Below are 26955 nucleotides of genomic sequence, written 5' to 3'. Positions count from 1 at the left end.
GATGAAAGTTTACCCCTTGTGCCTCCCCTGCTACCTGAACCAGATAAGAAAAGTTGCCGAGGTTGCGGGCCTTCCCGCCGACAAAACCATAGAGATTCAAAGAGAGGCCGCAAAGTTCATATGGAAGGAGCTTCAACCCCACAAATCCCCCGGCCACAACGCAACCTTCATCCACAGGATATTCAAAAAGCGCAGCGGGGTCGAAGACCCCTACAGGGAGCTGAAGGAGAAGTACAACACCCTCGCCCTCAGGCTGGAGCCAAAACTGAAGAAGGAGCTCTACGAGAAGGCCGAAAACCGCCTTGCAGCTGCAATAAAACTGGCGGCTCTGGGGAACGTCATCGATTTCGGCGTTCCCAGCTCCTTCGACCTAATGAAGGAAATCGAGAACTTCTTCAAAACACCATTTGCCTACTTCGACGAGGCGATACTTGAGAGGTTCCTGATTCCGGGCAAAACCGTCCTTTACGTGGCCGACAACGCAGGAGAGATAGTGTTCGACAAGTTCCTCATGAGGGAGCTCAAAGAGAGAGGCTTGAAAGTTGTCCTTGCCGTAAGGGGTGCTCCCATACTCAACGATGCAACGGTAGACGACGCCCTCAAAACCGGGGCCGCCGAGATAGCCGACGAGCTCATAACAACGGGCTCAGACTACATCGGCGTAGACTTTGAGTTCGCCTCCGAAGAGTTTAAAGAGCACTGGAGAAACGCCTTCTTCGTAATCTCCAAGGGCCAGGCAAACTTCGAGACCTTAGACGGAGTTACAGACAAAGATATCTTCTTCATACTGAAGGCAAAGTGCGAGCCGGTTGCCAAGGAGCTCGCCTGCAACTTAGGGGAGCTCGTCTTCCTCTACAACAAACACCTCCTTGAGATAAAAGAGGCCGATGAAGATTAAGTGGAGCAGGGAGGAGCTTCCCACCATCGCCTCACTCATAAACGCCGGAGCCGTAGGGTGTCTGCCCACAGACACCCTCTACGGCCTTGTGGGCAGTGCCCTTAACGGGAATGCCGTTTCAAGGGTTTACAGAATAAAGGGCAGAGACCCAAACAAACCGCTGATTGTTCTCTTTAAAAGCCCCGAGCAGCTGGGAGAGCTCGGCGTTAAAGTTCCGAAGGCCTTAGAGAAGGGCATTAAAGCCCTCTACCCGGCTCCGGTAACGCTGGTTCTACCCCTGTCGGAGAGCTCCCCCTTCAGGAGCATCTTTAAAAGGGATGACTTGGCAGTAAGAGTCCCGAACAGCCCCCTGTTACTGGAGCTTTTAGAGCTCACAGGGCCCCTCTTTGCCCCCAGCGCAAACCCCCAAGGACTTAAACCGGCAGAGAACTGCCGAGAGTGCCTAAAGTACTTTAAAAACGCCGTAGACTTCTGCGCAGAGGGGAGGGCGGGAAACGTTGCCTCAACAATCGTAAAGGTGCTTCCCGAAGGGGAGCTGAAGCTCTTAAGGGAAGGAGCCGTAGAGTTTGAAAAGGTAAAGGAGGTTCTCCTTGGAAAAGAAAAAGCTTAAAGTGGTATTCATGGGAACGCCGGACTTTGCAGTGCCCTCGCTTAAAGCACTTGTAGAAAGCGGATTTCAAGTTCCCCTCGTTATAACCCAGCCCGACAAACCCGCAGGCAGGGGCAAAAAGCTCAAGCCCCCTCCGGTGAAAACGGTAGCCGAGAAGCTCGGTATAGAGGTACTCCAGCCCGAGAGAATAAAAGAGAACGCCGAACTGAAAGAAAAACTCCGGGCTATAAAGCCCGACCTCATAGTGGTTGCAGCCTACGGCAAAATTCTGCCCCGGTGGCTACTCGACCTTCCGCGGTTCGGAACGGTAAACGTTCACGCCTCCCTGCTTCCAGAGTACAGGGGAGCCTCCCCCATTCAGGCCGCCCTCCTCGACGGCAAGGAGGAGACCGGCGTAACGATAATGAAGGTGATACCCGAGCTCGACGCAGGCCCCATAATCGCCCAGGAGAAGGTGAAAATAGAGCCCGAAGACAACGCCCAAACCCTCCACGACAAGCTCTCGGAGCTGGGGGCCAAACTGCTGGTAGAAACCCTACCCCGCTACGTAAAGGGGGAGCTAAAGCCCGTTGAGCAAGACGATTCAAAAGCTACCTACTGCAAGCAGATAACCAAAGAGATGGGAAAGATAGACTGGAAGGAGAGCGCCCGTAAGATATTCAACGCGGTAAGGGCCTTTACGCCGTGGCCCTCTGCCTACACCTTCTACAAGGGCAAGAGGGTAAAAATCACCTCGGCAGAGCCGGTTGAGGGGAGCGGCAGACCCGGAGAGGTGATTAAGGCCGACAGAGAGCTGGTAGTTGCCTGCGGAAAGGGAGCACTCAAAATCAAGCGCCTTAGGCCCGAAGGCAAAAAGGAGATATCCGGAGAGGAGTTCATAAGGGGCTACAGAGTGAAGGAAGGGGACCTGTTCGGTGAGAGTTAACCTCTACTCAACCACCTATGCCAAACATTTAATATATTTATGTAGCTGACAATAATTTACAGGAGAACCGAAAGTGCTTGCCGAAAAGAAAGTTGAAGAGTTTAAAAAGAAGGCCCGGGCCATGGGCCTTAAAGTTACACCTCAAAGGGTTGCCGTTTACAGGGAGATAGTCTCCCGGAACGACCACCCGAGCGCAGAAGAGCTCTACGAAAGGCTTAAAGACCGGTTAGAGGGGATATCCTTAACAACCGTATACAGAACCCTTGCAAGCCTTGAAAACGCCGGGCTCGTTAAAAGGGTTCCGACCCTAAAGGATAAAGTCCGCTACGACGCCCGGGTTGAACCCCACAGCCACTTCATATGCGAAAAGTGTGGAAGGATTTTCGACCTCGACCTCCTGCCCCAGGTGGAGCCCAACGCGGTGAAGGAGATAGGAAGGGTAAACAGCTGCTCCCTCATCTGCTACGGAATCTGTAGAGAGTGTGAAGGTGGAGAGGTATAAACTGCTGATGGACCCCGTTTACGACGAGTTCATACTCGTCGAACGGGGCTCTCCGGTTGAAAAGGCCCTGAAGAGCTCCCTCCTTCAGCGGCTCCGCTACATCAGACAGCTCGGCCCCTGCTACCTGGTCTATCCCGGAGCCGAACACACCCGGTTTCAGCACTCCCTCGGGGTTATGTGGCTCGTCAGGAAAACCCTGAACTTCCTCAAGCTTAAAGGCTTCTCGCCGGAACCGCTAACCGAAAACGCCCTGCTCCTTGCAGGCCTGCTACACGACCTCGGCCACTCCCCCTTCTCCCACGCCCTCGAAGGGGTAATAGTTCCAGAGAGCCACGAGAAGATAACGGTAGAGGCCTTTAAACTTCTGGCCCAGGAGGTGGGGCTCGAAAGGGAACTGACAGAGGAGGTCCTCTCCATCTTCACAAAGAGCCACAGCCAGCCGTACACCTACCAGCTGATATCGAGCCAGCTGGACTGCGACAGGCTGGACTACCTGAAAAGGGACGCCTTTTACACCGGCGTTTCCTTCGGCAGGATAGAGGTTAACAGGATACTCATCTCTGCAATCGTAGAAGGAGGAGAGCTCCTGTGGAGCTACAAGGGGTTCAATGCCCTTGAATCCTACGTTATGTCACGCTACCAGATGTACTGGGCCGTTTACTTCCACAAAGTGAACATTGCCGCCCAGGTGCTCCTTGAGAAGATTGTGAAGCGTATGAGGGAGCTTCTTCTCGCAGGGGAGAAGCTCTGCTGCGACCCGCAACTTGCACGAACACTAAGAGAGGGGGACACCGAGAACCTGCTCAGGCTCACAGACGGAAACGTTGTAGTTTCCATCTACAACTGCCAAAACTCCAAAGACCCCATACTCTCAGACCTCTCAAAACGGTTCATAAAGCGGGAGCTGTTCAAAACGGTTGAAGTTAAGCCCAGCCGGCTCATAGAGCTCAGGGAAGCGGTTGAAAGGGCGGGCTACAACCCCGAATACTACTTTGAAGTTGTAGAGCCCTCCAAAGTGGCCTACTCCTACTACTCGCCGGAAAGCGAGCAGCTCATAAAGGTGAAGCTCGAAGAGGGCGTTGCCGAACTCTCTACAGTCGCTCCTACAGACGCCGTTAAAGCCCTCTCAAGGAAGGTCTCAAAAACCTACGCCGTTATCCCAAAGGAGCTTCACCCCCACAGTAACGCTCAACCACCCTCTCTACAATCTTAGAGGTTGAGATATCAAACCTGAAGGGAATCCTCACAACCTCATCTGCAAACTCCCTGCCTACAATCTTCTCAAGGGGCCAATCTGCCCCCTTAACCAAAACGTTGGGCCTCACCGCCTCTATCACCTTCAAAGGATTCTCCTCGTCAAAGAGGACCACGTAGTCAACAGCCTTCAGCCCCAGCAGAACCCTTACCCTCATCTCCTCAGGGACTATGGGCCTTTTATCGCCCTTTATCTTCCTTACGGAAACATCGCTGTTCACCCCTACTATGAGAACGTCCCCCAGGGACTTTGCCCTCTCAAGGTAGTCAACGTGACCGGCGTGGAGAATATCGAAACAGCCGTTCGTAAACACAACCCTCTTCCCTTCACTCTTCAGCCGCTCAGAGAGCTCCCTGAGCCTATCGAGCCCTTCAACAAGTCCCACGGCAGACCTCCGGCGATAGATTGATTTAAGATAATAGACCAAACCGGCAGCAGACCCGGAGAGGAAATGGAAAAAGAGAAGGTAATCAACGTAATCGGCGGGGGCCTTGCGGGCGTAGAGACCGCATGGCGCGCGGCAAACGAAGGCAGCAAAGTCCGCCTATTTGAGATGCGGCCCGAGAAAACCACCCCTGCCCACAGAACCGATAAGCTGGCAGAGCTTGTATGTTCTAACACCTTAGGCGGCAAAGAGATAACCACACCCAGAGGGCTCCTAAAGGCGGAAATGGAGCTCCTGAACTCCCTGGTTGTTGAAGCGGCAAAGAAAACGGCGGTTCCTGCAGGAGGAGCCCTGGCAGTAGACAGGGAGAAATTCGCAGACTACATAACCGAGAAAATAGAGACCCACCCCAACATAGAGGTAATCAGACAGGAAGTGACCCAACTCCCGGAAGAGGGGATAACAGTTGTTGCAACGGGACCGCTAACCTCCGATACTTTTTCCCGGTTCCTCAGAGAGTACCTGGGAGAGGAGGAGCTTCACTTCTACGACGCCATATCCCCCATAGTTTACGCCGACACTATAGACTACACCAAGTGCTTCTGGGGCTCCCGTTACGGCAAAGGCGGAGACGACTACCTAAACTGCCCGATGACAAAAGAGGAGTACGAAAAGTTCTACAACGCCCTGATGGAAGCGGAGAAAGTTCCGCTGAAAGAGTTTGAGAAGGCCTGCTACTTTGAAGGGTGCATGCCCATAGAGGAGATGGCCGAAAGGGGGAAGGAGACCCTGCTGTTCGGCCCCTTAAAACCCGTAGGCCTCATAGACCCCAGAACGGGGAAACAGCCCCACGCCGTTGTTCAGCTCCGGAAAGAGAACAGAGAAGGAACCCTTTTGAACCTTGTGGGATTCCAAACGAAGCTCAAATACCCCGAACAGAAAAGGGTCTTCAGGCTCATTCCCGGCCTTGAGAACGCAGAGTTTGCCCGGTACGGAAGCATCCACAGAAACACGTTCATAAACTCGCCCAAACTGCTACTTCCCACCCTACAGCTGAAGAAAAACCCGAAAGTGCTCTTTGCGGGTCAGATTACGGGAGTTGAAGGCTACCCCGAGTCGGCCGCCACCGGGATAGTGGCAGGCCTGAACGCCTCCAGAATTGCCAATAACAAAGAGCCCGTTGTCCCTCCGAGGGAAACGATGATAGGAGGGCTCCTGCGCTACATAACAGAGGCCGACCCAAAAAGGTTCCAGCCGATGAACGCAAACTTTGGCCTTTTACCTCCCCCTGAACGGCGGATAAAAGGTAAACTTGAGCGGAGGAAATACCTGGCCAACCGGGCACTCGAGGTGATGAGGAGATGGTTAAAAGAGCTCTCTTAGCCTGTCTGGTTACCGCCCAGGCCGCCTACGGCGCCGTTTACCAGATAAATATAGTGAAGGAGAAAAAGCCCAAAGAGGAAAAGCCCAGCAGCTTCATAATCTACAAGGTGAAGCCCGGAGACACCCTATCGGAAATCCTGAAGATGTTCAACATCCCCTTACGGCTCCTGTACGAGGTGGCAAGGTTAAACCACATAAAGAACCCGAACGTAATCTACGTGGGCCAGAAGATTAAGCTCCCCGGAGAGAGCCCGGCGCCCAAGCGGCAGAAAGGGAACCTGTCGGAGGGAGAGGTCCTCAGCATACTGAAGCGGTTCGGCGCAAAGGTTGAGCAGCGGGGTTACCTGTTCGTAGGGGGCTACAGAGTCCCCCTCTCCCGCTACCCGAAGGTAACAGTCAACCAGAGCTCATTTATCCTTGACTTCGACAACTCCCTTAAACCCAAGGTGAAAAGTGAGCTCCGCCAGATAGGTTTCTCCGTTTTGGGGGGGAGCAACATCTCCCAGGCGGTAAAGGCAGCCCTCAGCAAGAACTTTGCCGAGCTTCAAGAGAACGGCACCCTGATACTCGGAGTAAAAGACCTGCTCACCTACCACTACGACTTTATGGGAATAGACCGGTTCTCGGGCCTTCGAACGGTTATAAACCTAAAGGCCGACACGCCGCCGCCCCTGGAAAGGCTCTTAAACGCCTACGACATAGCGCTGGTTCAGCCAAAGTGGAAAAAGCTCGACACAAAAGAGGGGAACGGAAAGCTGAAGATACTAACCGGCGAGGGAATAGAGAAGCTGGCTGCCCTGGTAAAGCTGGTAAGCGGCGAGAAGGGAGAGGTAACCGACAAAGGGCTGAAACTGCCCAAGAGCCAAGTGTACGTAGTTTACGACTTTGTAACGCCCGAAGAGCGGGTAAAACTACAGCTTCAGGGATTCAAAGTGGTCGTTCTCAGCGGAAATTTCCTTAAAGACTCCCAGCGCATTCTCTCGCTCATACCCGTTGCAAACAAACCGGTGAAGCTTGTCCTGTACGAGCCGCCAGGAACAAAAGGTAAACGCTCAACCTTCGAGATAGAAGGGCTCCTGATATCGGCACCCAAAAGGGACTGGTTCATGGTAGATTCGGTAGACAAGCCCGAGGAAATCCCCTACCTCCGCTACAGGGGAGTGAATTTGATAATCTACTAAAGCCCGCCGTTAATCAAAGAGCAAAAAAACAACATTTATGTTCATTTATGCACTTTTCATCCCGGCAGTCTAATATAGTCAAAACGCTAAAAACGGCGGAAATCCATGGACAAAAGAAGAAAAAATACCAAACTTTTAATATTAGGAATGGATTTTTTAGCACATATCCCGCCCGAAAAGCTCCTTAAGCTTACTCAAACTCTTTTAAAAGAGGGAGGGTTAAACGGAATTGAGGGGGAAGTTGTGTCTATCCACGAAGGAGCCAAATGGGTCCTGAAAAACAGGGAGACTTTCGAGAAAATTCTGAGAACCTACAAAGGAGTTCTCAGCAACTTTACCGTTGTACCCCAAGTGGAGGAGTGGAACGGCTCCAAACAGGTGGTTGTCACGGTTATCTCTCAAGACCTCAAGGAGAAGTTTCCCCAGGCCTTACGGGCAACTTCCGAACTTGCAAAGCAGCTAAACGGAAACGTAGTTGTAGAGCTCTTCTCACTGTAAGTTTAAAGCCAACCAAAACTTCTGACCGCCAAGTGTGTTACAAGTTTGAAAAAACGGGAGGCATCGGAAGTTGCCCCAACCGGTAAAGAAGAGCCGGGCCATTTTTGAAAAGTTCCTCGCGGCAAGGAGCCGCCAGGAGAAACAAAAGGCGTTAGAGGAGCTTGAGGAGTACCTCAGAAACCACTCCTACGACTACAGCGGCTGGCAGCTCTTAGGGCTGATGCTCCTTGAGCTGGGCCTATTTGAGAAGGCCGTTGAAGTCGCCAAAAAGTGCCAAAGGGAAAAACACCCGGAGTGCCTGCTGACGGCCTGTGAGCTCTTCAACGCAGCCGGCTACTCCGTAGAGGCGATAAAGGTTGCAGAGCGCCTGAGGAACACTCAGAGCGCCCCAAAGAACTTAAAAGCCCGGGCACTCCTGATAGAGCTCCTTGCCCTGCTGAACGCAAAGCGATTCGATATTGCCTCAAACCTTTTAAGGCAGGAGCTGGAATTGTTTGAACTCCTCAAAAAGAGCCAAAGCCCCAAAGTAAGGGAGCTTACCCTTCTAATAGAGGAAAACATCGAGCTCTTTGAAAGGGGCAGCAGGTGGTTCGAGAGGCGCCCCGACGTTGTTAAAACGGTTAAGGAAACGGCAAAAAAGTACTTTTCCGATTTCACCTTAACGTACACCTACAGTTCTGAGCTTCAGCTCCCACAGATTACCATCTTCGCAAAGGTCTCCCGAGAGGAACCGCTCAAAGCCATGGTGGAGAAAGAGTTTCGCTTCCACATGGAGGTTGCCGAGAAGCTCAACGAAACCACCCTGATAACGGTAGAGTTCGGAGAGCGGAATGTTTGACCCTAAGGAGTTTATCGAGCTCGCCCGTGAGCTGGCGAAAGCGGGCTCGCCGGAGGCAAAACTAAGGAGCGCAATAAGCAGAGCCTACTACGGGTGTTTCCTGATTGCGAGGGAGAAGTTAGCGGCCTGCCTGAGTAACAAAGAGCTGAAGAGGCTCCACTCCGGGGAGGCCCACGCCCTTGTGATTAAAACGCTGCTGTTTTCGGAGAACGCCAGGCTGAGAGCCATGGGAAACATGTTGTGGGAGTTAAGGGGAAGCAGGAACGACAGCGACTACAACCTGAACCTTACGCTGTCGCCCAAGGCCTCGGCAACGGCCGTTTTACTGGGAGAGATGCTCTACCGGGAGATAGAGAAGAGCCAGAACCTGTGCAGCAGCGTTAAGGAAAGCTTTAAAAGGGTAAGCGGCCGGGTTTAACCGGCCGGCTTATCGGTAAGGGCCACTATGGCGGGAAGCTCTTTACCTGCAAGGAACTGAAGGAAGGCTCCGCCGCCTGTGGAAACGTGGTCTATCTCGTGCTCAAGGCCGAGCATCTCTATGGCGGCAACGCTATCGCCACCACCTACAATCCTCAGGGCCTCTTTATGCTCGGCAACTATCTTCCCTATAGCCATTGTGCCGAAGCGGAACTTCTCCATCTCAAAAACGCCCATAGGGCCATTCCAGAGTATAGTCTTGGCGTCGGAGAGGGCCTCTTTGAAAAGCTCAACGGTGGCCGGCCCTATATCCAGACCCATCATATCCTCGGGAATCTCCTTGTAGGTCGTAAGCTTGGTGTGGGCGGTCTCTGAGAACTGGTCGGCGTTGTTGCTGTCTACAGGAACGTAGAACTTAACGCCCCTCTGGTCGGCCTCCTCCATAATCCTCTTGGCGGTGGGGATAAGGTCGTCTTCAACGAGGGACTTACCCACCTGGTAGCCCATAGCCTTGAGGAAAGTGTAGGCCATACCGCCGCCCACCAGCATCTTATCCACTTTTGTAAGGAGGTTCTCTATAACCTCCAGCTTACCGGAAACTTTCGAGCCTCCGATTATGAGAACGAGAGGTCTTTCGGGGTTCTCGAGGGCCTTCTGAAGGTACTTTATCTCCTTTTCAAGCAGAAAGCCTGCAACCGCAAGCTCAACGAACTGAGTGATACCGTAGGTGGAGGCGTGTTTCCTGTGGGCCGTCCCGAAGGCATCGTTAACGTAGATTTCGGCAAGCTCGGCCAGCTGACGGGCAAACTCAGGGTCGTTCTTGGTCTCTCCCGGGTAAAACCTCACGTTCTCCAGGAGGGCAACTTCGCCCGGCTCAAGAGAGTCAACGGCCTCCTTGGCAACTTCGCCGATGCAGTCGGGGACGAACTTCACCTCCTTTTCAAGGAGCCTCGAGAGCCTCTCCGCAACGGGCTTGAGGGAGAGCTTCGGGTCCCAACCTTTCGGCCTGTCGAGGTGGGAGCAGAGTACAACTTTCGCACCGTGGTCAAGCAGGTAGTTTATGGTGGGCAGGGCCGCCCTGATGCGCTTGTCGTTGGTTATAACGCCGTCCTCTATCGGGACGTTAAAGTCGACCCTTACGAACACCTTCCTCCCTTTCAGCTTCTCGGGTGGAACGTCCCGCAGGGTCATCTTGTTAAACATTTTGCTGTAAGCCATCCCGCCACCTCCTCAGAATTTTCTCAACTTGCTCGGGAACAAAGTAAGAGATAGAGTCTCCCTCAAGGAGCCTTCTCCTGATTTCCGTTGCGCTGATGTCCAGAAGACGCCCCCTGTAAAGAGCTACGTCCCACTCCTGCGGAAGCTCTACCCCCTCTTTTTCAACAATTATAAACTTCGGGCAGAGGCCCAGCTGCCGGAAAACCTCCTCAAAATCGGGGCTGTAACCGGGCCTGGCCATAACAACCAGCCTTGCAAGTTCAAGAACCCTTTGGGGTTCCTTCCACCTGGGAAGGGAGGCAAACGAGTCGGCCCCTAAAACGAACGCGGGCCTCTCGCCGTAGAGCCGGTGAAAGTGCTCGAGGGTTCTGTAGGTGTAGGAAACTCCCTCACTTTTAAGCTCGAAGTCCCAAACGTCGAAGCGGGGGTAGAGGGAAACCGCGGCCCTCAGGGCCGACAGCCTAACTTCGGGGGGAATGAGGAGCTTCCCCTTCAGGGGCTGAACTTTTGCGGGAACGAAGAAGAGCTTCTCAAAGCCGAAGTCCTCAACAACGTCGCGGGCAAGGATTAAATGGCCGTTGTGGACGGGGTTGAAGCTCCCCCCGAAGAGAGCCTTCATAGGGCCTCCTGCCTAAATTGTCAGCACAAGTATAACCGCGGTAAGCAGGAGGTAGAAGAGACACACGGCAACGGCGTTCTCCGGCCCACTATTCGCCCTATTAGCCCCTGCCGTTCCTGCGGTGTTTCTCTCCTCGGGAGGCTTCAACTTTAAAAACGTCAAAATCTTCCCGGCCAGTTTAGAAACTCCTCTACAGATGTAAGAAAACAGAGCCCCTTTTTCCTCTTTCTGCTCCTGCTGACCCTGGAACAGCTCAATCGAGATAGATTTGGCCGTAATGTTGTTACGGTAACGCACGGCTCCCTCAAAAGCACCAGAGATTAAAATGGGAACGGGGGAGAGGACAACGTTAAACACCAACGCAACAAAGGAGAAACAGAAAAACAGGAAGAACATCGCCAGAACGAAAAGGGCAAGGCTCCGCAGGTAGTTCAAAGTAAAGAGACACTCTTCTTCAGATGCATTTAAACCTTCGGCTACAGAGCGAAACTCGAAGTAACCGGAGAGGAGCCTTTCAAACAGCCGGGAAACCAGCATAACAAACAGGAACGTAAACAGGTAGGAGAGAAACTTCCACGACTTATAGGGTTTATAAAGGGTAAGGAAGGCGGCAGCGTGGATGAAAAGGCCCGGCATCTTCCCCTGGGGGGTGTAGAAGTAATCCCTGCCGTCGAAACTCCCCCCTACAAAGGCAACTTCAGCGTTGGAAGGTCCTCTCTTAAAAGAGACGTCCTTATAGGAGATGAGGAACTCCTTCTTCGGACGCTCTCCCCCTGCCAGGGCGAAGGCCACAGAGGCAAGGGAGTTCGGCGGGTAGGAGAGGACAACGCCGCCCGAGGCCAAAAGGTAAGGGCTCGCAAAGTGAACCCCCGCCCTTTGAAGCTCTTCCTTCCACCTCTCCACACAGGCTCCCGTGCCCGAAACGGCCGAAGGCTCCATAACAACAACCAAACTACCGGAGGAGGCAAGGAGCTTCAGTTCCCCGTCGAGCCTCCTCTGACACCTATCGTAGTAAGCGGAAAAGGGAGTAGAGCCCGAGCACAGAGGGGAGAGGTCGAGGTCGAAAACTATGAGCCTGTAACCTTTACGTTCTATACCGTCTACAAGCTCTGCAAGCTTACACCTGTCGAGGGGCGAAACCCTCCCGAAGAGCAAGCTGTAGAGCCCGGGCGTTACAGTGTAGATGTCTACCTTGTGCCCCGAACCGGAGTAGGCGGTAACCGCAAAGGAGTTAAAGTTCTTCACCTCACCGTTTACCGCCTGAACAACGGCCCACAAAAGCCTGTTCACCGACTCTGTAACGCCGGAAAAGAGGGAAAAGAGGGGCGTTTTCACCTGAAAGAAGAGGATAAGAGCGCTGAGGAACGCAACCCTGGTTACAGTTTTGCACAGGACGGGAAGGCTCAAATTCCTCTTTTTTAAGAGCTTTAGAACAACCTCAAGCAGCCCGTTTTTCAGCCTGTCAAACTCCATCTCCTCCCCTAACCGTGGCCGTGCTCGTATTTGGAAAGCAGCGACTCAAGGAAACGCTCCCTCTCCTTGGAGGAGGGGTGGATGAAGTTGCTCTGCTCTATGTAGAAGTCTATGAGCTGCTTAAAGTCGGTTCCTGCGCTTGTAACCAGCTTCTCAAGGGACGGGTTGAAACTGAAAGGCTCCCGCTTCTTATAGTAGGACACGTCGGGAAGGTTCCTGAGGAAGTTGTTAACAAGGGAGGGAAGCTCCTTCCTGTCGTACTCTACAGAGAGAATCCTTAAAGCACAGGCGTCTGCCTCCTTCTCGAAGTTTCCGTAAACAAACAGAGATTTCCTCTTCTCCTCAAGCATACGCTTCACGCCCCGGTCGAACAGGGAGATTAGCGTCTTAACGTCGTTGTCAACCTCTTCTACCTGGTGCTGGAACTTATCTAAATCCTTGGCACTGAACTTAAGGTGCTTCAGGTCTATAAGGGCGTAGGAGTCTTTAAGCCCCTTCAGAAGCCTTTTCAGGGCCTGCTGGTCTTCAATTCCGTTAACGATTACGTCCTGCACCTTCAGGGAGTAGTGGCGCCTTAAGTTGTGGGATATCTCGTGGGCAAGGGTAAACCGGAGGAAGTCCCTCTTATCGTGCCTTTTGGTCTTAAAATGCCTGTTGCGCCTCTCCTCCATCCTGACCTCTTCAACGAGGCGCTTACTCACCAAAATGTACCCTCCGGGCAGGGAGAAGGCGTTTTTATCCAGTGAGTCGTAAATGTAGAAGTGGAAACGGTAGGGAAGCTCCTGGGTTCCAACGAGCTTCTTAACCCCCTTAAGGACAAAGTCGGCCTGGGCGTCTAAGATTGCGTAGAGCTTCGGAGCCTCCTTCCTCGTCAGAATCACTCCCTTTTCAATGTTGTTATCCACAACCCTCTTGCCTATCATCTCCTCAACGGAGACGGGAAACCAGGGGGTGCTCCTCAAGTAGGTCTCGATGAGCTTCAGGTTATCCTCCCTACCGTAGGAGGCAACAATCTTCAGCAGCACCGTCTTATCAAAGGTTCGAACCGGCTCCTTACAGTCAAAATCAAACCGCAGCTTATCGTCCGTTTTAATTCCCACTTCGTTCATAATCTTCAAAGTGGCAACAGCCGCCTTCTGAAGAACGGAAAAGTCAAAACCGTAGGCAGAAGAGTGCAGAAAGAGCAGCGCAGCAGCAACGGCAACCCTTCTCACATCCCCTCCCCGCTACAGTATCTGTATCTCCAAAGGTTAAAGTCCCTGTTGTAGGAGAAGTCGTAATCTCCCCGGCTCATCTTCTGGAAGAAGAGGCTCCAGGCCAGGAACCTGTCGCACTTACCCAGAGAAGAGTTAGCCAGCCTCTGGGAGAACTCCTCAAAGGCCTTCTTCAGGTCACCGGAGAGCTCAACAACCTCAAACTCACCGCTCTCCTCCATCTGAGCCACCTTACCGCCGGCTTTCTCGGTGAAAACAACCTTAACCGTGTAAAAGCCGGGCTTGAGTTCGGGAAGCGTAACGAGTCGAGAGTCGGTCTTCAGTTTGAGAACCGACTTACCCGAATCGTCGCTTACGGAAACCTCTTTAACCGTTACCCCCTCCTTCTCCGCAATAACGCCCCAATCGGGAACGGTAACAACCGTATCAACCGGGTAACAGATGTAAACCGCATTAGAAAGCCTGCTGCCGCCTACAAAATGCTGGGAGTTAAAGGTGGCAACAACCCTCTTCACCAGTTTCGGGTCGAAAATCTTCAGAGCCTTGGCAACGGAAGAGAGCTTCTCCTCCACTCCCGCCTGTGCACCCCCTCCGAAGGTGAGCACCGCGGCAAGGAGAAGTACCCCAATCTTCTTCTTCCTCATCTCCTCCCTCGTTCATTAATTTTTCTTAATTTTTCGACCGTGTATAATTTACCACCTAACTAAGCGGCCTTTCAACAACTCTTTCAAGAGGTAACGCCATGGGAATGACGATAACTCAGAAGATTTTGGCAGACCACGCCGGGAAGAAAGAGGTTCACCCGGGCGAGCTGATAATGTGTAAAGTCGACATCGCCCTTGCCAACGACGTTACGGCACCGATAGCGATAAAGCAGGTTAAAGCGATAGGTGCCAAGCAGGTTTGGGACAGAGAGCGCATAGCGCTCGTTCCCGACCACTTCGTTCCCGCAAAGGACATAAAAGCTGCAGAGCAGGTTAAGATGATGCGGGAGTTCGCCAGGGAGTTCAACATCAAACACTTCTGGCCCGAAGGAAGGGTAGGGATAGAGCACGCGCTCCTTCCCGAGCAGGGCGTTGTGGTTCCCGGAGATGTTGTAATAGGCGCAGACTCCCACACCTGCACCTACGGAGCACTGGGAGCCTTCTCTACAGGTGTAGGCTCAACCGACATGGCCTACGCCTGGCTCACCGGAGAGGTCTGGTTTAAAGTGCCCGAACAGATGAAGTTCATTTACTACGGAAAGCGCCAAAGGTGGGTCGGCGGAAAGGACATAATCCTCTACGTTATAGGGATGATAGGGGTCGACGGAGCTCTCTACAAAACGATGGAGCACACAGGGGAGGCCATAAGGGAGCTCCCGATGGACGACCGCTTCACAATCTGCAACATGGCCATAGAGGCCGGAGCCAAAAACGGCATAATCGAGCCCGACGAAAAGACCCTGGAGTACGTTAAGGGAAGGGCAAAAAGGCCCTACAAGCTCTACAAATCCGACCCCGACGCAGAGTACTCCGAAGTTTACGAGATAGACGTCTCCAAAATCGAGCCCCAGGTTGCGTTCCCCTACCTGCCTTCAAACACAAGGCCGGTAACCGAGGCCACCCACGTAACCATAGACCAGGTTGTCATAGGCTCCTGCACAAACGGAAGGCTGAGCGACCTAAGGGTTGCCGCCCAAATCCTCAAAGGCAAAAAGGTCAACCCCAACGTAAGGTGCATAGTTATTCCGGCCACTCAGGAAATCTACAGGCAGGCCCTCAAAGAGGGACTGATAGACATCTTCCTCGAAGCAGAGTGCGTTGTATCCACCCCCACCTGCGGACCGTGCCTGGGCGGCCACATGGGAATCCTCGCCAAGGGAGAGCGTGCAGTGGCAACAACCAACAGGAACTTCGTGGGCCGTATGGGTCACCCCGAAAGCGAAGTTTACCTTGCATCCCCTGCAGTGGCCGCAGCTTCCGCCGTTCTGGGAAGGATAGCCCACCCGGACGAAGTTGTAGGCTCAAACTAAGACCTCCATCGGGGGCTTTCGCCCCCTTCCTTAACCTTTCCGGAGATTTCCATGGACTACTACGAAATCAGGAACTGGTTTGCCCATAGGCTCTGCGACTACCTGAGGGAGAAAGAGGAGGAGCCCTTTAAGGAGCTCGAGGCGGCAGTTGAGGCTATACTGAACAAGGGGGTTCAGGTAGAGCCGGAGCTGGGTGAGTCGGTGGCAGAGGGCCTTCCGCTCCTTGAGTTTAAGGGAGGCAAACTCAAGTTAAAGGAAGAGGAGCTCGACCCGATAACCGAAGAGATACTGAAAGACAAGGCCGAGCACTACCAGCGCTTCCTGTCGAAGCTCCCCAAAGACTTCAACCCGGTCGGCGAAGACCTTGAGGTAAACGTCAAGATGGCAAGGGAGCTCTTTAAGGCCGAACTCTACTTTGAGGTTCACGAGCTCTTAGAGGAAGTGTGGATGGGCGAGTTCGGCAGGCTCAGGGACTTCCTTCAGGCCCTCATCCAGGTAGGGGTGGCTTACTACCACCTGAAAAACTTCAACGAGAGGGGATTTAAACTCCTCCTTGAGAACGCCCTCGAGCTACTACAGGGGTACTCGGGTACGGTTCTCTCGGTAAACGTCGACAACCTCAAAAACTCCATTAAAAGGGCCCTTGAAACCCAAGAGGTTATTGAATTTTAATATTTTTTAAATAAACTTGGCCAAATGTTATAATTCTATTTTGAACTGATACTCTCAGGGGGTGTAGTATGTCCAAAAGCTTTAACGACGGACTGGCCAAGGGTTTAGGCGTAGGGGCAACGATTGTAGGAATCTACATGATGACTATGTTCTCCCTACTGCCCCTCGGAATATTCTCCCAGGTCCTCGACCTTAAACACTACTTGGGACTCAAAACTGCACTGGCCGCAGTGTTCGCGCTTATAACTTTCCTATACTACACCCGTTACGTAAAGGCCCTGAAGCTTCCCCCGATAGTCTGGGGATTCGGTGCAGCAATCTCGCTGGTTATGCCCGGAGTACTCTTCTTCGTAACGGTAGACGTGGTTCTCAAGATTTTAGGGTTAGAGTAAGATGGATATACGGCAGCTGGAAGTTTTCGCCAAGGTCTTCGAGAACCAGAGCTTCTCACGGGCGGCCCAGGAGCTGGGACTCTCTCAGCCGACGGTAAGTACTCACATTCAGCACCTTGAAGACTTCCTCGGGAAGAAGCTCTTCGATAGAGTAGGTAGGAAGGTTATTCCCACGGCAGAGGCGAAAATCCTCTACCGCCACGCCGTTGAGATACTGAAAAAGCGGGAGGAGGCCCTCGCCTCTTTGCTTTCGCTCAACGGAACCCGGATGAGCGGAACGGTAAAGATAGCGGCCAGCAACATCCCCGGCGACTACCTGATACCCCACGCCCTTAAAAAGCTCAAGGAGCTCCTGCCGGAAGTTACCTTCTCGGTGGAAATCGTCGACTCAAGCAGGGTAGTAACGCTGCTCAAAGAGAGCATTCCCAGCTACGACCTCGGTTTTGTCGGAATGGAGGTAGAGGACCCGAAGCTCGAAACCCGCAAAATCCTCAGAGACGAGATTACCCTCATTGCCCACCCGGAGTTTGAAAGGGACGAAATTGAGCTTGAAGAGCTGTTAAACCTTCCGCTCCTACTGAGGGAGGAGGAGTCCGGCACCCGCAAGAGCATTGAATCGTCGCTCAAGAAGGTGGGAATAGGGCCCACCGAGCTGAACGTTGTAGCGGTTCTGGGCAGCAACACGGCAATAAAGGAGGCTGTAAAAACCGGTGCCGGCTTCGGGCTCGTTTCAAAATACTCGGTTTCAGACGAAGTGGAGTGCGGAAAGCTCAAATTGGTAAAAATAAAGGGGTTCAGCATAGAGCGCTGCTTCTTTGCAGTAAAGAGGAGGGACATAACGCCCCTGCCCTCCGTTAGAACCCTGTGGGAGCGGATAGAGGAGCTCTTCAGCCTGAAAAGCGGAGCTTGTTAAGGGCGTCCTTGTAGATGGGCTGGTCTATAAAGAGGCCTTTGTAGGTTACGCCTCCCCTGCCCTCTTTAAGGGCCTCTTCGTAGAGCTTCACTATCTCCTCGGCTTCGCGAAGCTCCTCCTCCGACGGCGAGAAGACCTTGTTCGCAATCTCAACCTGCTTGACCGATATGCATATCTTACCGGCAAACCCCAGGGATTTCTCTTCAAGTGCTTCCCGCTCAAAGCCTTCAAGGTCTTCAAACTGCTGATACGCCGGGCCTATGGGGTAAACCCTGAAAGAGCGGGCCTCGAAAACGAACTTACACTTTAAGTAGCGGGCAAGGTGGGAATCTGTAAGCCGTTGGGAAACTCCGAGCTCGGCAAAGAGGTCCAGAATTCCCAAGTAAACGGCGTTTACCCTGGGAGAAGCGGCAACAACCTGAGAGAGCCTCTTTACCGCCTGGGGAGTCTCTACAGAGAGCTGAATCTTTATAAACCCTTCCTGAACGCCCCGTGAGCGCTCAAAGGCGGAGATTACTTTATCGAGGGTAGTAACGTCTTCAACGGAGCGGACCTTACTGAGCCTGATTGCGTGGGGAACCGCAGGGAGAATGGCAGTTAAGTCGTCCCAGTAGTAGGGAGAGTCGGGGGCGTTCACCCTTACAACAACCTCTTTTGAGCCGTCGAAGTCGGTATTAAGGAGGAACTTCCTCAGGAACAAGCGGGCAAAAGGCTTGTGTGAATCGCTGACTCCATCTTCAAGGTTGAAGATTAGAACGTCGGCGGGGCGCAGAAAGGCCTTTTTCAGGTGACGGAGCCTGTCGGCAGATACGATAAGTGCCGACCTTTTAAAGGGGTTCTCTACCGGAACCCTTCTTGGTCTCCTCTCGGGATAATCCCTGAGGGCTTCAAGGGGGAGCTTCCCTTCAAGAACGGCCTCTCCAAGCTTAAAGAGCTCCTCCATCGGCCACTCCGAGTTTAAAGGTAGTTAACAAACGTTGTCTTTTATCATTTTATACTGCTCCAAATCAAGGCCGCCGATACCCAAAATGGCCGCCGGGAGCAAAAGGGACTTAGGAACTTCAAACACTTTCCTGTTCATCCCCAGTTCCCTCAAAACCCTTTCAAAGAGCTCCTTCATGGTGATAACCCTGTCGCCGCACAGCTCAACCGTGCCCGATATCCGCCGTTTAACCGCCCAGTAGATGGTATCCACCACGCTGCTTACCGGAACCGGCTTTACCCTCATCTTCGGCGCAACGATAAAGGGCAACACCCTTGCAACTCTCCTTAGGTCCCTGTAGAGCTTCTGGCCGCTACCCAAGATAATGGAGGGCCTGAGAATGGTGTGCTGAAGTCCGGAGCTCCTGATAAGCTCTTCACCGAACCACTTGCTTTTAAAGTAACGGCTCTCGCTGTCGGGAGAGACCCCGAGGGCGGAAAGGTGGATGAACTTCTCAACGCCCAGAGCTTTTGAGAGGTCGAGCAGGTGCTTGGTAAAGCCTACGTGAACATCCTCGTAGGTTACTCCCCCCTCTTCCTTCAAAATGCCTACCGTATTTACAACGTAGGAGGGCTTTTCCCTCTCGAAGGCGAGCTCCATCGAGCTTACGTGGTAAACCGGGAGGCCCCGGTGAAGCTCCCTAACCCTATCGGGATTCCGGGAAACGAGAACCAGCGGATACTCAACCTTTAAACGCTCTATCAGGTGAGTTGCCACAAAGCCGGAGGCACCGGTTACAAGAACTTTCCCAAACACTCTTAATTCTTCTAAAACCGATTTAGGGTTATTAAAGTTTTTATTAGCTTGAATTTTAAGCTGAAGGAGGGAAACAAACCTTAAAAGATAATAAAGTAGGGGCGGGGCCCCTACTTGAAGGAGACCGTAGCCCCCACAAACAGTGCCCTGCCCATAGTGTTGTAACCGTAGGCCAGGTAGTACTTCTTATCCGTAAGGTTCACACCCTTGGCGTAGAGCTTAACCCTGTCGTTAAGGGCGTAAGAGGCGTAGCAGTTGAAGGTAGTGAACCCGCCCAAGTGCTTACCGTTAGAGTCGTCCCTGTCGGAGTAGTGAAGTGCTTTGGCAGAGAAGGCGAATTTCTCATAGCTGACGTTAAAGCCGAGGGTATAGGTAAACTTCGGCCTCCTGGGTAGCCTGCTCCACTCCCCTGTAGCTCTATCGTACTTTTTGGCCCTGAGGTGGGTGTAGTTACCGAAGAGCATAAGCCACCTGAACGGGGAGACCTTAGCGGTCAGCTCAAGGCCCTCGGAAAGCTCCTTTCCGTAGTTAACGTAACCACCCCAAGGGCCGAGGTTCGTCGCAGCGTAGTCCCAGTCTATCAGGTTCCACACGTGGTTTTTAAAGTAAGTCACGCCGAACGAACCGTTTACCCCGGATAAAGAGAGCTTCTGAACGGCACCTACGCTCCACCCTTCGCTGGTCTCCGGCTTCAGGTCGGGGTTGGAGCCGTAAGGCCCGAAGAGCTGATAGAGGGAAGGAGCCTTAAAGCCGGTTCCGTACTGGGCTTTAAAGGTTGTATCTGTAACAGAGAGGTTGTAGGCGGCCGAGAGCTTGTAGGTGGTTTTGGCCCCGAACTGGCTGTGGAAGTCCCTGCGAACCGCCGCAGTAAAGCCGGCACCGTAGAGGTCTGTGTGAAGCTCGGCAAAGAGCGAGCGCAGGTGGGCAGAGGCGTAGTCTCCGAAATCTGCGACCTCCTGCCTGTAGTTTACGCCGCCCGTTAGGAAGGTGGAGTCGTTAAGGTAGTAAACCGGCTGAACGGAGAGGTAGCGCACTATGCCGGTGTAGGGCCCGTAACCTGTATAGTCCCTGAACTCCCTGTTGTGCCCGGCGGTTACATCTACAAGGAGGGAGTCGGTTACGGCCTTTTCAACTCTAAGGTCTGCGAAGAAGTTGGAGTAGTCGGCCTTGTCGTTTTGGGGTGTATAGGAGTTGTCGTAGTCAACAGAGCCCTGTTTAACTTTGAGGTCTCCAGAGATTTTCAGAGTATCTGTAGGCCTGTAGCCGAAGCTGAACCAGCCGGTTTTGTACCTGTAGCCGTCTCTGTCGGGCTCGTAGTAAGAAGAGTCGGAGTTTGTAGCGCTGAAGCCGTTGGTTTTGAAGTTCTCAAAGGAGACAGAGAGGTAACCGCTATCGAGCTTCAACCCGGAGTAAAAATCCTCTTTAAAGGTCTTGTACTTCCCTCCCTCAAAAGAGGCGGAAAAGTGGGTCTTCTTAGGAGACTTGGTGATAATGTTGATAACGCCCGCAACGGCGTCGGAGCCGTAGATGGCACCCTGAGGTCCCTTAATCACCTCTATCCTCTCAACATTCGAGAGGTCTATGTAGCTGAAGTTCGCCTCACTCCCTGTAAGGGAGGGGTCGTAAACGGGAACGCCGTTCACCATAACGAGAACGTGCTTTGGCTCAAGGCCGAGTACGTAGATGCTCTCTGTCTGACCGGGACCTCCGTTAGAGCTGAAGCTGATGCCGGCCACGTACTTTAAGACGTCTGTAATCGAGGTAAAGCCGTAGCGCTCGATTTCGTCGCGGGTGATTACCGTAACGTCGTCGCCTACGGCATCTACCGGAACGGCCACGCGGGTTGCCGTAACCGTTACCTCGGGCTCCTGGGCAGACGCACCTGCCGCAAGGGCCAGAACAAGCGCAGAGAGGGCAAGAAGCTCTCTCCTCATCTCCTCACCTCCTAAACGTTTGGTTTTATGAAAAGGGAGTTGTCAATTTCCAAAACCTCAAATCCTCCACCGTAAAGCTCAGGAATCTGCTCCTTAAGGGTGCTTCTATCGCCGTAAAATAGCTGCTTTCCGTCTTTTAAACCGAGGAAACGGGTGCAGACCCGGGAGAGGAAGGTAAGGTCGTGGGAAACCACGAGAACAACCTTCCCCCGACCCAAAAGCTCCTTCACAAACCTGCCCAGCAGGGGCAGAACGGAAACGTCGAGGAAGGCAGAGGGCTCATCGAGGAGGTAAACATCAGGGTCAAGGGCGTAAAGCCTTGCAAGGAAAACCTTTACAAGCTCCCCGCCGCTTAAAGAAAGGAGGCTCCTGCCGGAAAGCCCGGCTATCTGAAAGTAGTCGAGGGCCTCTTCAACCTTAAAAGGGTTTGAAACAGAAAGAAGCAGAAACTCCTCCACCGTGTAGTAGCCGGAGCGGGAAAGAAGCTGGGGCAGGTAGTTAACGAGCTTCACTCTCTTTCCCACGGGAAGCTCTCTAACCTCCACTCCGTTCACCCTAACCGAGCCGCAGTAACTCAAAAATCCCCCGATACACCTCAAAAGGGTGGTCTTCCCCGAGCCGTTCTTCCCCACAACGCCAACAGAACTTCCGGCAGGCACCCTAAAAGAGACACCTTCCAAAACGCCTCTCCAGCCGAGTCCCCTAACCTCCAGCACCCTTAAACCTCCAGAGAATAAACAGGAAAACGGGAACCCCGAAAAGAGTAGTGAGAACCCCCACAGGCAGCAACGTCGGGTAGAGGAGCTCCCTGGCTCCAAAGGCAGACGTAACAAACAGACCTCCCCCTGCAAGGAAAGAGAGGGGAATCAACTCCTTAGAAACCCTAAACCCCAGAAAACGCAGAAGGTGGGGAACTATAAGCCCCAAGAACCCCACCACCCCGCACTTGGCAACAAAGAGGGCAAGCGCCGCCGAGGAAGCGGTCACCAGCAAAATCCGCTCACTCCGCGGGTTTACGCCGCTAAAGTAGGCCAGCTCATCTCCTAAGCTCAGAAGGTCTACGCTCCGCCACCTCGTAAAGGTAAAAAGAGTAGCAGCAACCGCCGCCCCTAAAAGCAGCAGCGCCTCCTTCAAAGAGAAGGGGGGCATGTATCCCAGCATAAAGAGAACGGCGTCCTGCAGAGTGTAGGCCGGCATAAGGGCGTAAACAATAAGGAGGAACGCCGACAACATGGCGCTCAACCCCACCCCGAAAAGTAAAAGGGCAAGGGCGTCTTTAAACAGTGAGTAGCCGAGCACCAACAGAAAAACCGAAAAGAGGCCGCCTACCAGAGCTCCAAGCTCTACCGGGAGGTGAAACAGAAGAGAAAGAGAAGCACCGAGAGCGGCACCGGAGGCCACTCCGAGGGTGTAGCCGTCTGCAAGGGGGTTCCTCAGGGCCCCTTGGAAAACCGCTCCGGAAACGGCCAGCACTCCCCCGTAGGAGAAAGCAACAAACAGCTGAGGCAGCCTAAGGGACACCAGAACCGCCTCGGAGGGAAGGCGGTAAAAGAGGAACAGGCCGGCAAGAGCAAAGTTAACCAAAACAAGAAAGACTACCTGCAAACTTCCCTCCCCAGGGTCTCAAGGCCCCTGATGAAAACGGGGCTGGGGTGAAGGAGCAGGTCTTTCAGGGGAAGAGCGTTAACCGTTCTAACCTTTTTCAAACAGGCCGGAAGCGAAACCTCGGAAAGGAGGACAACAACGTCGGGAGAGAGGCTGCACAGGTAGTCCCAAGAAACGGCCTCAAAGGCAGCATCGGGGTAAACCTTAGCTCCGGCAAGCTCTAAGGCCTCCCCTAAGTAACTTCTGCTCCCTGCAACGTAAGCCACCCTTTTTCCCAAAAGCAGAACCACCCGCTTCCCGGAAAGGCACCCGAGCTTCAGAACCGCCGCCCTCAGCTCGGCCTCAAACTCCGCCCTCTTTTGAGAACCGTTTCCCCCTAAAAGATTGCCGAGCCTCTCAACGGCAAACTCAACGTCTTTAAGGGTAACAAGCCTGAAACGCTCTACCTTCACGCCCCTGCTCTTTAAAAAGTCCAGGTAGCGCTCGGGGGTAAGGGTGGTGGCAACAACAAGGGTGGGCTTAAGGGAGAGTATGACCTCAACGTTCGGGTCCACAATTCCCCCTACCCGTTTCAGCCCCTTGCACTGGGGCACAGTACAGTAGCGGGTAACACCAACAAGCTCCTTCCCCGCACCTACAAAGAAGAGGGTTTCGGTAAGGGCAGGAGAAAGGGAAACGACCCTCTCGGCGGCCGACGCAGCAACCGAAACCAACAGAAAAACAAAGAGTAAAAGCCGAATCACCTCTCCTCCCCGCCCCGAACCCCCGCGGGGCAGTAGGCAGATTGCACGGGCCGGTCTCCCGGCTCGCAGGCCTTTAAAGGGCTTAACCTTCCCGGGAAGGCGGCTTATCACCTACCCTTCCCAGTGGTTAAACCCCGTTTTATACCTGCTCACGGTTGCGGGGACAGCGCCGGACTCTCACCGGACTTCCCGTTCACCCGTGCTGGCAAATTATACGGTTTAGGGCCTATAATAAGAATTCACCAAAAACCCTACTTAACGGTTTGGAGCAGAAAATGTCCAGGTTTCAGTTCGCCCGCATAGACAGGCTCCCCCCTTACGTTTTCGCCGTTGTCAACGACCTTAAGATGAAGCTGAGGCGGGCTGGGGAGGATATCGTAGACCTTGGAATGGGAAATCCCGACCTACCCACTCCCAAACACATAGTAGACAAACTGTGCGAGGCGGCACAGAACCCGAAGAACCACAGATACTCCCAAACGAAAGGACTCTACAAACTAAGGGAAGCCCTTGCCCTGTGGTACAACAGGAAATACAGCGTTGAACTGGACCCGGAAACGGAGGTGATAACAACAATAGGCTCCAAAGAGGGGCTTGCCCACCTGGCGCTGACGCTCATAAACCCGGGCGACGTTGCAATCGTTCCCACACCGGCCTACCCAATACACCCCTACTCAATTATCATAGCCGGCGGAGACGTCAGGAGCGTTCCGCTCCTCGACGAGGAAGACCACTTCAACGAAGAGCTCTTCTTAGAAAGAATAATAAAGGCTTACAAGGAGAGCTGGCCCAGGCCGAAAGTTCTAATTCTCAACTTTCCCCACAACCCCACAACGGCAACAGTGAGCCTCTCCTTCTTCGAGAAGGTTGTAGACTTTGCAAGGGAGAACAACCTGATAGTGATTCAGGATATAGCCTACGCAGAAATCGCATTCGACGGATACGTTCCCCCCAGCATCCTGCAGGTTAAAGGCGCAAAGGACGTAGCCGTAGAGTTCTACTCCCTCTCAAAAACCTACTCCATGGCCGGCTGGAGGGTCGGCTTTGCGGCCGGCAACAAGGAGATTATTCACGCCCTTTACAGGATGAAGAGCTACCTGGACTACGGAATGTTTCAGCCCATTCAGATAGCGGCAATAATCGCCCTGAAAGGGGATCAGTCGTGCGTTGAAGAGTACAGGAAAATTTACGAAAGTAGGCGCAACACGCTGGTTGAGGGGTTAAACAGAATAGGGTGGCACGTTGAAAAGCCCAAGGCTACTATGTTCGTTTGGGCTAAAATTCCCGAGAAGTTCCAGTCTATGGGCTCACTGGAGTTTGCGAAGATGCTGCTGCTGGACGGAAAAGTTGCGGTGTCTCCCGGAATAGGGTTCGGAGAGTACGGAGATAAGTACGTAAGGTTCGCCCTGGTGGAGAATGAGCTCCGTATAAAACAGGCCGTTAGAGGTATAAAGCGGGCCTTTGAGAAGTACGGCCTGAGAAACATCAAGGTTTGACCGGAGGAACGGTTGGACAGCTTTAAAGTGGGAATTGTGGGGTGCGGAACCGTAGGGGGAGGAGTTGTGAAGCTCCTCCTCGAGAACGGAGAGCTCATCAGAGAGCGAATAGGCCGCCCCGTAGAGATAGCCTTCGTTGCAGACCCTCAGAGAGAGAGGGCTCTGGCCCTTGGAGTCCCGAAGGAGAAAGTGTTCCCAGACGGAATTGAAGCCCTAAAAGCAGACTGCGACGCGGTTGTTGAGCTCATAGGCGGAACGGGCATAGCAAAGAGAGTTGTAGAAGAGGCCCTTAAAAAGGGGCGTCACGTGGTAACTGCGAACAAAGCCCTCCTTGCTGACTACGGCGAGGAGCTATTCAGGCTGGCGAAAGAGAACGGGGTATCTCTGAAGTTTGAGGCCAGCGTAGGCGGAGGAATCCCGGTTATAAAGGCGCTCCGGGAGGGACTTGCCGGAAACAGAATAGAGGCCATTTACGGAATCATAAACGGAACGGCAAACTTCATACTAACCCAGATGAGCCAAAGGGGCATCAGCTTCGAAGAGGCCCTTAAGGAAGCCCAAGAGCTGGGGTACGCAGAGGCAGACCCAACCCTCGACGTAGACGGCTACGACGCCGCCCATAAAATAGCAATTCTCGCAACCCTTGCCTACTGCAGATTTGTAAAAACCGAACAGGTATTCGTAAGGGGAATCAGGGAAATCACCCCCCTCGATATAGAGATAGCAAGGGAGGAGTTCGGATACGGGGTGAAGCTTTTGGCAATCACAAAGCTTGTAAACGGAGAGATAGAGGTAAGGGTTCATCCTACAATGATTCCCGAAAACCACATACTCGCAAGCGTTAACGGTGTGTTCAACGCCTGCTTTGTAGAGGGAGACTTTGTGGGAGAAACACTTTTCTACGGCAAAGGGGCCGGAAGGGAGCCTACCGCAAGTGCAGTTGTAAGCGACATAGTAGACCTTGCCCTGGGTAACACCTACGCCGTTCCCGAGTGCCTATTTAAAGGAGAGAACCTGCGGGTAAGAGAGCCCGAGGAGTTCACTTCAAGCTTCTACCTAAGGTTCACTGCGCTGGACAGGCCCGGCGTTTTGGCGAAAATAGCCAGCATCCTCGGAAAACACAACATAAGCATAAAAATGGCCCTCCAGAAGAGCATAGAGTTCGACGGAGGCGTGCCGGTAGTTATGACAACCCACCCGGCACCGAAAAAGGCCATCAGTCTCGCAATAAAAGAGATAGACGCACTCGACGTTATAGTTAAACCCACCTTTGTATGCATGATAGAGGAACTGGAGGAGAGAGCGTGAAACCCGAGTTGATAGTTGCCCTCGACTTTGACTCAAAGGAAAAAGCTCTGAAGCTGGTTGAAGAGCTGGGAAGCTCCGTCAAGCACTACAAGGTAGGACTGGAACTCTTCTCAAGGGCCGGAACCGAAGCGGTTAAAGAGCTATCTAAACTGGGTAAAAAAGTCTTTCTCGACCTCAAATACCACGATATTCCAAATACCGTAAAGTCTGCAGCAAAAGTTGCCATAGAGGCCGGAGTATTCATGTACAACCTCCACGCCCTCGGGGGCTTTGAGCTTATGAAACAGGTGGCCGAGTTTAACGCCGAATACGCAGAGAAAATCGGAGTAGCAAAACCGTTAGTTATAGCGATAACCGTACTTACCAGCATGAAGGAAGAAGACTTAAAAGAGGTGGGTATAGAGCGCAGCGTAAACGAAGAGGTTTTAAAACTGGCAGAACTTGCCAAGAGGGCAGGCCTCAACGGCGTGGTCTGCTCCGCCAAAGAGGTCCGTTTAATTAAGGAGAACTTGGGGGAAGATTTCCTAACTGTTACTCCCGGAATAAGGCCTACCTGGGCTGCTGCAAACGACCAGAAAAGAGTGGTAACCCCGAAAATGGCAAAAGCGCTCGGAACAGATTTCATAGTAATAGGAAGACCAATAACTAAGGCGGAAAACCCCAAAAAGACGGCAGAACGTATCCTTAAGGAGACCAAAAGTTAATGAATTTTAAAGAAAGCACG

The 26955-nt window shown here is 53.0% G+C and carries 29 protein-coding genes and 1 riboswitch; of the genes, 17 read left to right on the top strand and 12 right to left on the bottom strand.

The window, feature by feature from the left end; translation table 11 throughout:
- Nucleotide 1: 1 nt before the first annotated feature.
- From THEAM_RS01115 to THEAM_RS01095, 5 genes are all read left to right on the top strand, one after another.
- Nucleotides 2-898 (top strand): damage-control phosphatase ARMT1 family protein, encoded by an 897-nt coding sequence (locus THEAM_RS01115; protein ID WP_013536976.1) that lies wholly within the window; start codon nucleotides 2-4, stop codon nucleotides 896-898.
- The gene (locus tag THEAM_RS01110; protein ID WP_013536975.1) at nucleotides 888-1508 is read left to right on the top strand and encodes an L-threonylcarbamoyladenylate synthase; all 621 of its coding nucleotides are present in this window, start codon (nucleotides 888-890) and stop codon (nucleotides 1506-1508) included. The genes THEAM_RS01115 and THEAM_RS01110 overlap by 11 nt, the downstream gene beginning before the upstream one ends.
- Before the next feature lie 10 nt (nucleotides 1509-1518).
- On the top strand, nucleotides 1519-2433 hold the full coding sequence (gene fmt, locus THEAM_RS01105) for a methionyl-tRNA formyltransferase (protein ID WP_041439686.1): 915 nt from the start codon (nucleotides 1519-1521) through the stop codon (nucleotides 2431-2433).
- 73 nt (nucleotides 2434-2506) lie between these two features.
- Nucleotides 2507-2935 carry a Fur family transcriptional regulator gene (locus tag THEAM_RS01100; RefSeq protein ID WP_013536973.1) on the top strand — a complete coding sequence of 143 codons (429 nt, stop codon included), beginning with the start codon at nucleotides 2507-2509 and terminating at the stop codon, nucleotides 2933-2935.
- Nucleotides 2922-4148 (top strand): HD domain-containing protein, encoded by a 1227-nt coding sequence (locus tag THEAM_RS01095; RefSeq protein ID WP_013536972.1) that lies wholly within the window; start codon nucleotides 2922-2924, stop codon nucleotides 4146-4148. The genes THEAM_RS01100 and THEAM_RS01095 overlap by 14 nt, the downstream gene beginning before the upstream one ends.
- Here the strand turns inward: THEAM_RS01095 and rfaE2 are convergent.
- Nucleotides 4090-4575 carry a D-glycero-beta-D-manno-heptose 1-phosphate adenylyltransferase gene (gene rfaE2 / locus THEAM_RS01090; protein WP_013536971.1) on the bottom strand — a complete coding sequence of 162 codons (486 nt, stop codon included), beginning with the start codon at nucleotides 4573-4575 and terminating at the stop codon, nucleotides 4090-4092. The two genes, THEAM_RS01095 and rfaE2, sit on opposite strands and share 59 nt — an antisense overlap.
- A 66-nt stretch (nucleotides 4576-4641) precedes the next feature.
- On the opposite strand from rfaE2, the gene trmFO reads away from it, so the two are divergent.
- The 5 genes from trmFO to THEAM_RS01065 all read left to right on the top strand — a co-directional run bounded on the left by trmFO (nucleotide 4642) and on the right by THEAM_RS01065 (nucleotide 8893).
- Nucleotides 4642-5958: an FADH(2)-oxidizing methylenetetrahydrofolate--tRNA-(uracil(54)-C(5))-methyltransferase TrmFO gene (gene trmFO / locus THEAM_RS01085; RefSeq protein ID WP_013536970.1), complete on the top strand. Its 1317-nt coding sequence runs from the start codon at nucleotides 4642-4644 to the stop codon at nucleotides 5956-5958.
- Complete coding sequence (locus tag THEAM_RS01080) at nucleotides 5937-7139, top strand: LysM peptidoglycan-binding domain-containing protein (protein ID WP_013536969.1); 1203 nt, start codon at nucleotides 5937-5939, stop codon at nucleotides 7137-7139. The genes trmFO and THEAM_RS01080 overlap by 22 nt, the downstream gene beginning before the upstream one ends.
- Before the next feature lie 243 nt (nucleotides 7140-7382).
- A complete protein-coding gene (locus THEAM_RS09630; RefSeq protein WP_157629599.1) occupies nucleotides 7383-7637 on the top strand; it encodes a hypothetical protein in 255 nt (84 codons plus the stop codon).
- A 70-nt stretch (nucleotides 7638-7707) separates the two neighbouring features.
- Nucleotides 7708-8475, top strand: a complete 768-nt coding sequence (locus tag THEAM_RS01070) for a hypothetical protein (RefSeq protein ID WP_013536967.1) — start codon at nucleotides 7708-7710, stop codon at nucleotides 8473-8475.
- Entirely contained in the window at nucleotides 8468-8893 is a 426-nt protein-coding gene (locus THEAM_RS01065; protein ID WP_013536966.1) for a hypothetical protein, read from the top strand. Before THEAM_RS01070 ends, THEAM_RS01065 begins: the two co-directional genes overlap by 8 nt.
- Here the strand turns inward: THEAM_RS01065 and THEAM_RS01060 are convergent.
- From THEAM_RS01060 to THEAM_RS01040, 5 genes are read right to left on the bottom strand one after another with little or no spacing between them, the layout of a single operon-like run.
- Complete coding sequence (locus tag THEAM_RS01060; protein ID WP_041439683.1) at nucleotides 8890-10095, bottom strand: phosphoglycerate kinase; 1206 nt, start codon at nucleotides 10093-10095, stop codon at nucleotides 8890-8892. The genes THEAM_RS01065 and THEAM_RS01060 overlap by 4 nt on opposite strands.
- Nucleotides 10088-10729, bottom strand: a complete 642-nt coding sequence (gene nadD, locus THEAM_RS01055; RefSeq protein ID WP_013536964.1) for a nicotinate (nicotinamide) nucleotide adenylyltransferase — start codon at nucleotides 10727-10729, stop codon at nucleotides 10088-10090. The genes THEAM_RS01060 and nadD overlap by 8 nt, the downstream gene beginning before the upstream one ends.
- Nucleotides 10730-10741: 12 nt before the next feature.
- Complete coding sequence (locus THEAM_RS01050; RefSeq protein ID WP_013536963.1) at nucleotides 10742-12202, bottom strand: CHASE2 domain-containing protein; 1461 nt, start codon at nucleotides 12200-12202, stop codon at nucleotides 10742-10744.
- An 8-nt stretch (nucleotides 12203-12210) separates the two neighbouring features.
- The gene (locus THEAM_RS01045; RefSeq protein ID WP_013536962.1) at nucleotides 12211-13416 is read right to left on the bottom strand and encodes a M48 family metalloprotease; all 1206 of its coding nucleotides are present in this window, start codon (nucleotides 13414-13416) and stop codon (nucleotides 12211-12213) included.
- On the bottom strand, nucleotides 13413-14060 hold the full coding sequence (locus THEAM_RS01040; protein ID WP_013536961.1) for a hypothetical protein: 648 nt from the start codon (nucleotides 14058-14060) through the stop codon (nucleotides 13413-13415). Before THEAM_RS01040 ends, THEAM_RS01045 begins: the two co-directional genes overlap by 4 nt.
- 98 nt (nucleotides 14061-14158) lie before the next feature.
- Between THEAM_RS01040 and leuC the strand changes: the two genes are divergently transcribed.
- From leuC to THEAM_RS01020, 4 genes are all read left to right on the top strand, one after another.
- The gene (gene leuC, locus THEAM_RS01035; protein ID WP_013536960.1) at nucleotides 14159-15430 is read left to right on the top strand and encodes a 3-isopropylmalate dehydratase large subunit; all 1272 of its coding nucleotides are present in this window, start codon (nucleotides 14159-14161) and stop codon (nucleotides 15428-15430) included.
- 51 nt (nucleotides 15431-15481) lie between these two features.
- Complete coding sequence (locus THEAM_RS09360; protein ID WP_013536959.1) at nucleotides 15482-16102, top strand: DUF309 domain-containing protein; 621 nt, start codon at nucleotides 15482-15484, stop codon at nucleotides 16100-16102.
- Between the two features lie 68 nt (nucleotides 16103-16170).
- Nucleotides 16171-16494 (top strand): hypothetical protein, encoded by a 324-nt coding sequence (locus tag THEAM_RS01025; protein WP_013536958.1) that lies wholly within the window; start codon nucleotides 16171-16173, stop codon nucleotides 16492-16494.
- 1 nt (nucleotide 16495) lies between these two features.
- Nucleotides 16496-17407 (top strand): selenium metabolism-associated LysR family transcriptional regulator, encoded by a 912-nt coding sequence (locus THEAM_RS01020; protein ID WP_013536957.1) that lies wholly within the window; start codon nucleotides 16496-16498, stop codon nucleotides 17405-17407.
- Here the strand turns inward: THEAM_RS01020 and THEAM_RS01015 are convergent.
- From THEAM_RS01015 to THEAM_RS09355, 6 genes are all read right to left on the bottom strand, one after another.
- Nucleotides 17382-18350 (bottom strand): HpcH/HpaI aldolase/citrate lyase family protein, encoded by a 969-nt coding sequence (locus THEAM_RS01015; protein ID WP_013536956.1) that lies wholly within the window; start codon nucleotides 18348-18350, stop codon nucleotides 17382-17384. The genes THEAM_RS01020 and THEAM_RS01015 overlap by 26 nt on opposite strands.
- A 24-nt stretch (nucleotides 18351-18374) precedes the next feature.
- Nucleotides 18375-19145, bottom strand: a complete 771-nt coding sequence (locus tag THEAM_RS01010; RefSeq protein WP_013536955.1) for an NAD(P)H-binding protein — start codon at nucleotides 19143-19145, stop codon at nucleotides 18375-18377.
- A gap of 110 nt (nucleotides 19146-19255) precedes the next feature.
- The gene (locus tag THEAM_RS01005; protein WP_013536954.1) at nucleotides 19256-21079 is read right to left on the bottom strand and encodes a TonB-dependent receptor domain-containing protein; all 1824 of its coding nucleotides are present in this window, start codon (nucleotides 21077-21079) and stop codon (nucleotides 19256-19258) included.
- Nucleotides 21080-21090: 11 nt separating this feature from the next.
- Nucleotides 21091-21795, bottom strand: coding sequence for an ABC transporter ATP-binding protein (locus THEAM_RS01000; protein WP_013536953.1), 705 nt, complete (start codon nucleotides 21793-21795; stop codon nucleotides 21091-21093).
- Nucleotides 21782-22684 (bottom strand): FecCD family ABC transporter permease, encoded by a 903-nt coding sequence (locus THEAM_RS00995; protein WP_013536952.1) that lies wholly within the window; start codon nucleotides 22682-22684, stop codon nucleotides 21782-21784. Before THEAM_RS00995 ends, THEAM_RS01000 begins: the two co-directional genes overlap by 14 nt.
- Nucleotides 22675-23427: a helical backbone metal receptor gene (locus THEAM_RS09355; protein ID WP_013536951.1), complete on the bottom strand. Its 753-nt coding sequence runs from the start codon at nucleotides 23425-23427 to the stop codon at nucleotides 22675-22677. The genes THEAM_RS00995 and THEAM_RS09355 overlap by 10 nt, the downstream gene beginning before the upstream one ends.
- Before the next feature lie 31 nt (nucleotides 23428-23458).
- A riboswitch (cobalamin riboswitch) is annotated at nucleotides 23459-23643 on the bottom strand.
- Nucleotides 23644-23702: 59 nt separating this feature from the next.
- Here THEAM_RS09355 and THEAM_RS00985 point away from each other — a divergent pair.
- From THEAM_RS00985 to pyrF, 3 genes are read left to right on the top strand one after another with little or no spacing between them, the layout of a single operon-like run.
- Nucleotides 23703-24923 (top strand): aminotransferase class I/II-fold pyridoxal phosphate-dependent enzyme, encoded by a 1221-nt coding sequence (locus THEAM_RS00985; RefSeq protein ID WP_013536950.1) that lies wholly within the window; start codon nucleotides 23703-23705, stop codon nucleotides 24921-24923.
- A 12-nt stretch (nucleotides 24924-24935) separates the two neighbouring features.
- Nucleotides 24936-26231, top strand: a complete 1296-nt coding sequence (locus THEAM_RS00980; protein WP_013536949.1) for a homoserine dehydrogenase — start codon at nucleotides 24936-24938, stop codon at nucleotides 26229-26231.
- Nucleotides 26228-26935, top strand: coding sequence for an orotidine-5'-phosphate decarboxylase (pyrF, locus tag THEAM_RS00975; protein WP_013536948.1), 708 nt, complete (start codon nucleotides 26228-26230; stop codon nucleotides 26933-26935). Before THEAM_RS00980 ends, pyrF begins: the two co-directional genes overlap by 4 nt.
- The last annotated feature ends 20 nt before the right edge of the window (nucleotides 26936-26955 follow it).

Source organism: Thermovibrio ammonificans HB-1, assembly GCF_000185805.1.
Taxonomy (GTDB): Bacteria; Aquificota; Aquificia; order Desulfurobacteriales; family Desulfurobacteriaceae; genus Thermovibrio; species Thermovibrio ammonificans.
Note: the sequence above shows the minus strand (reverse complement) of the source record. Positions and strands in the feature narration are given on the sequence as shown.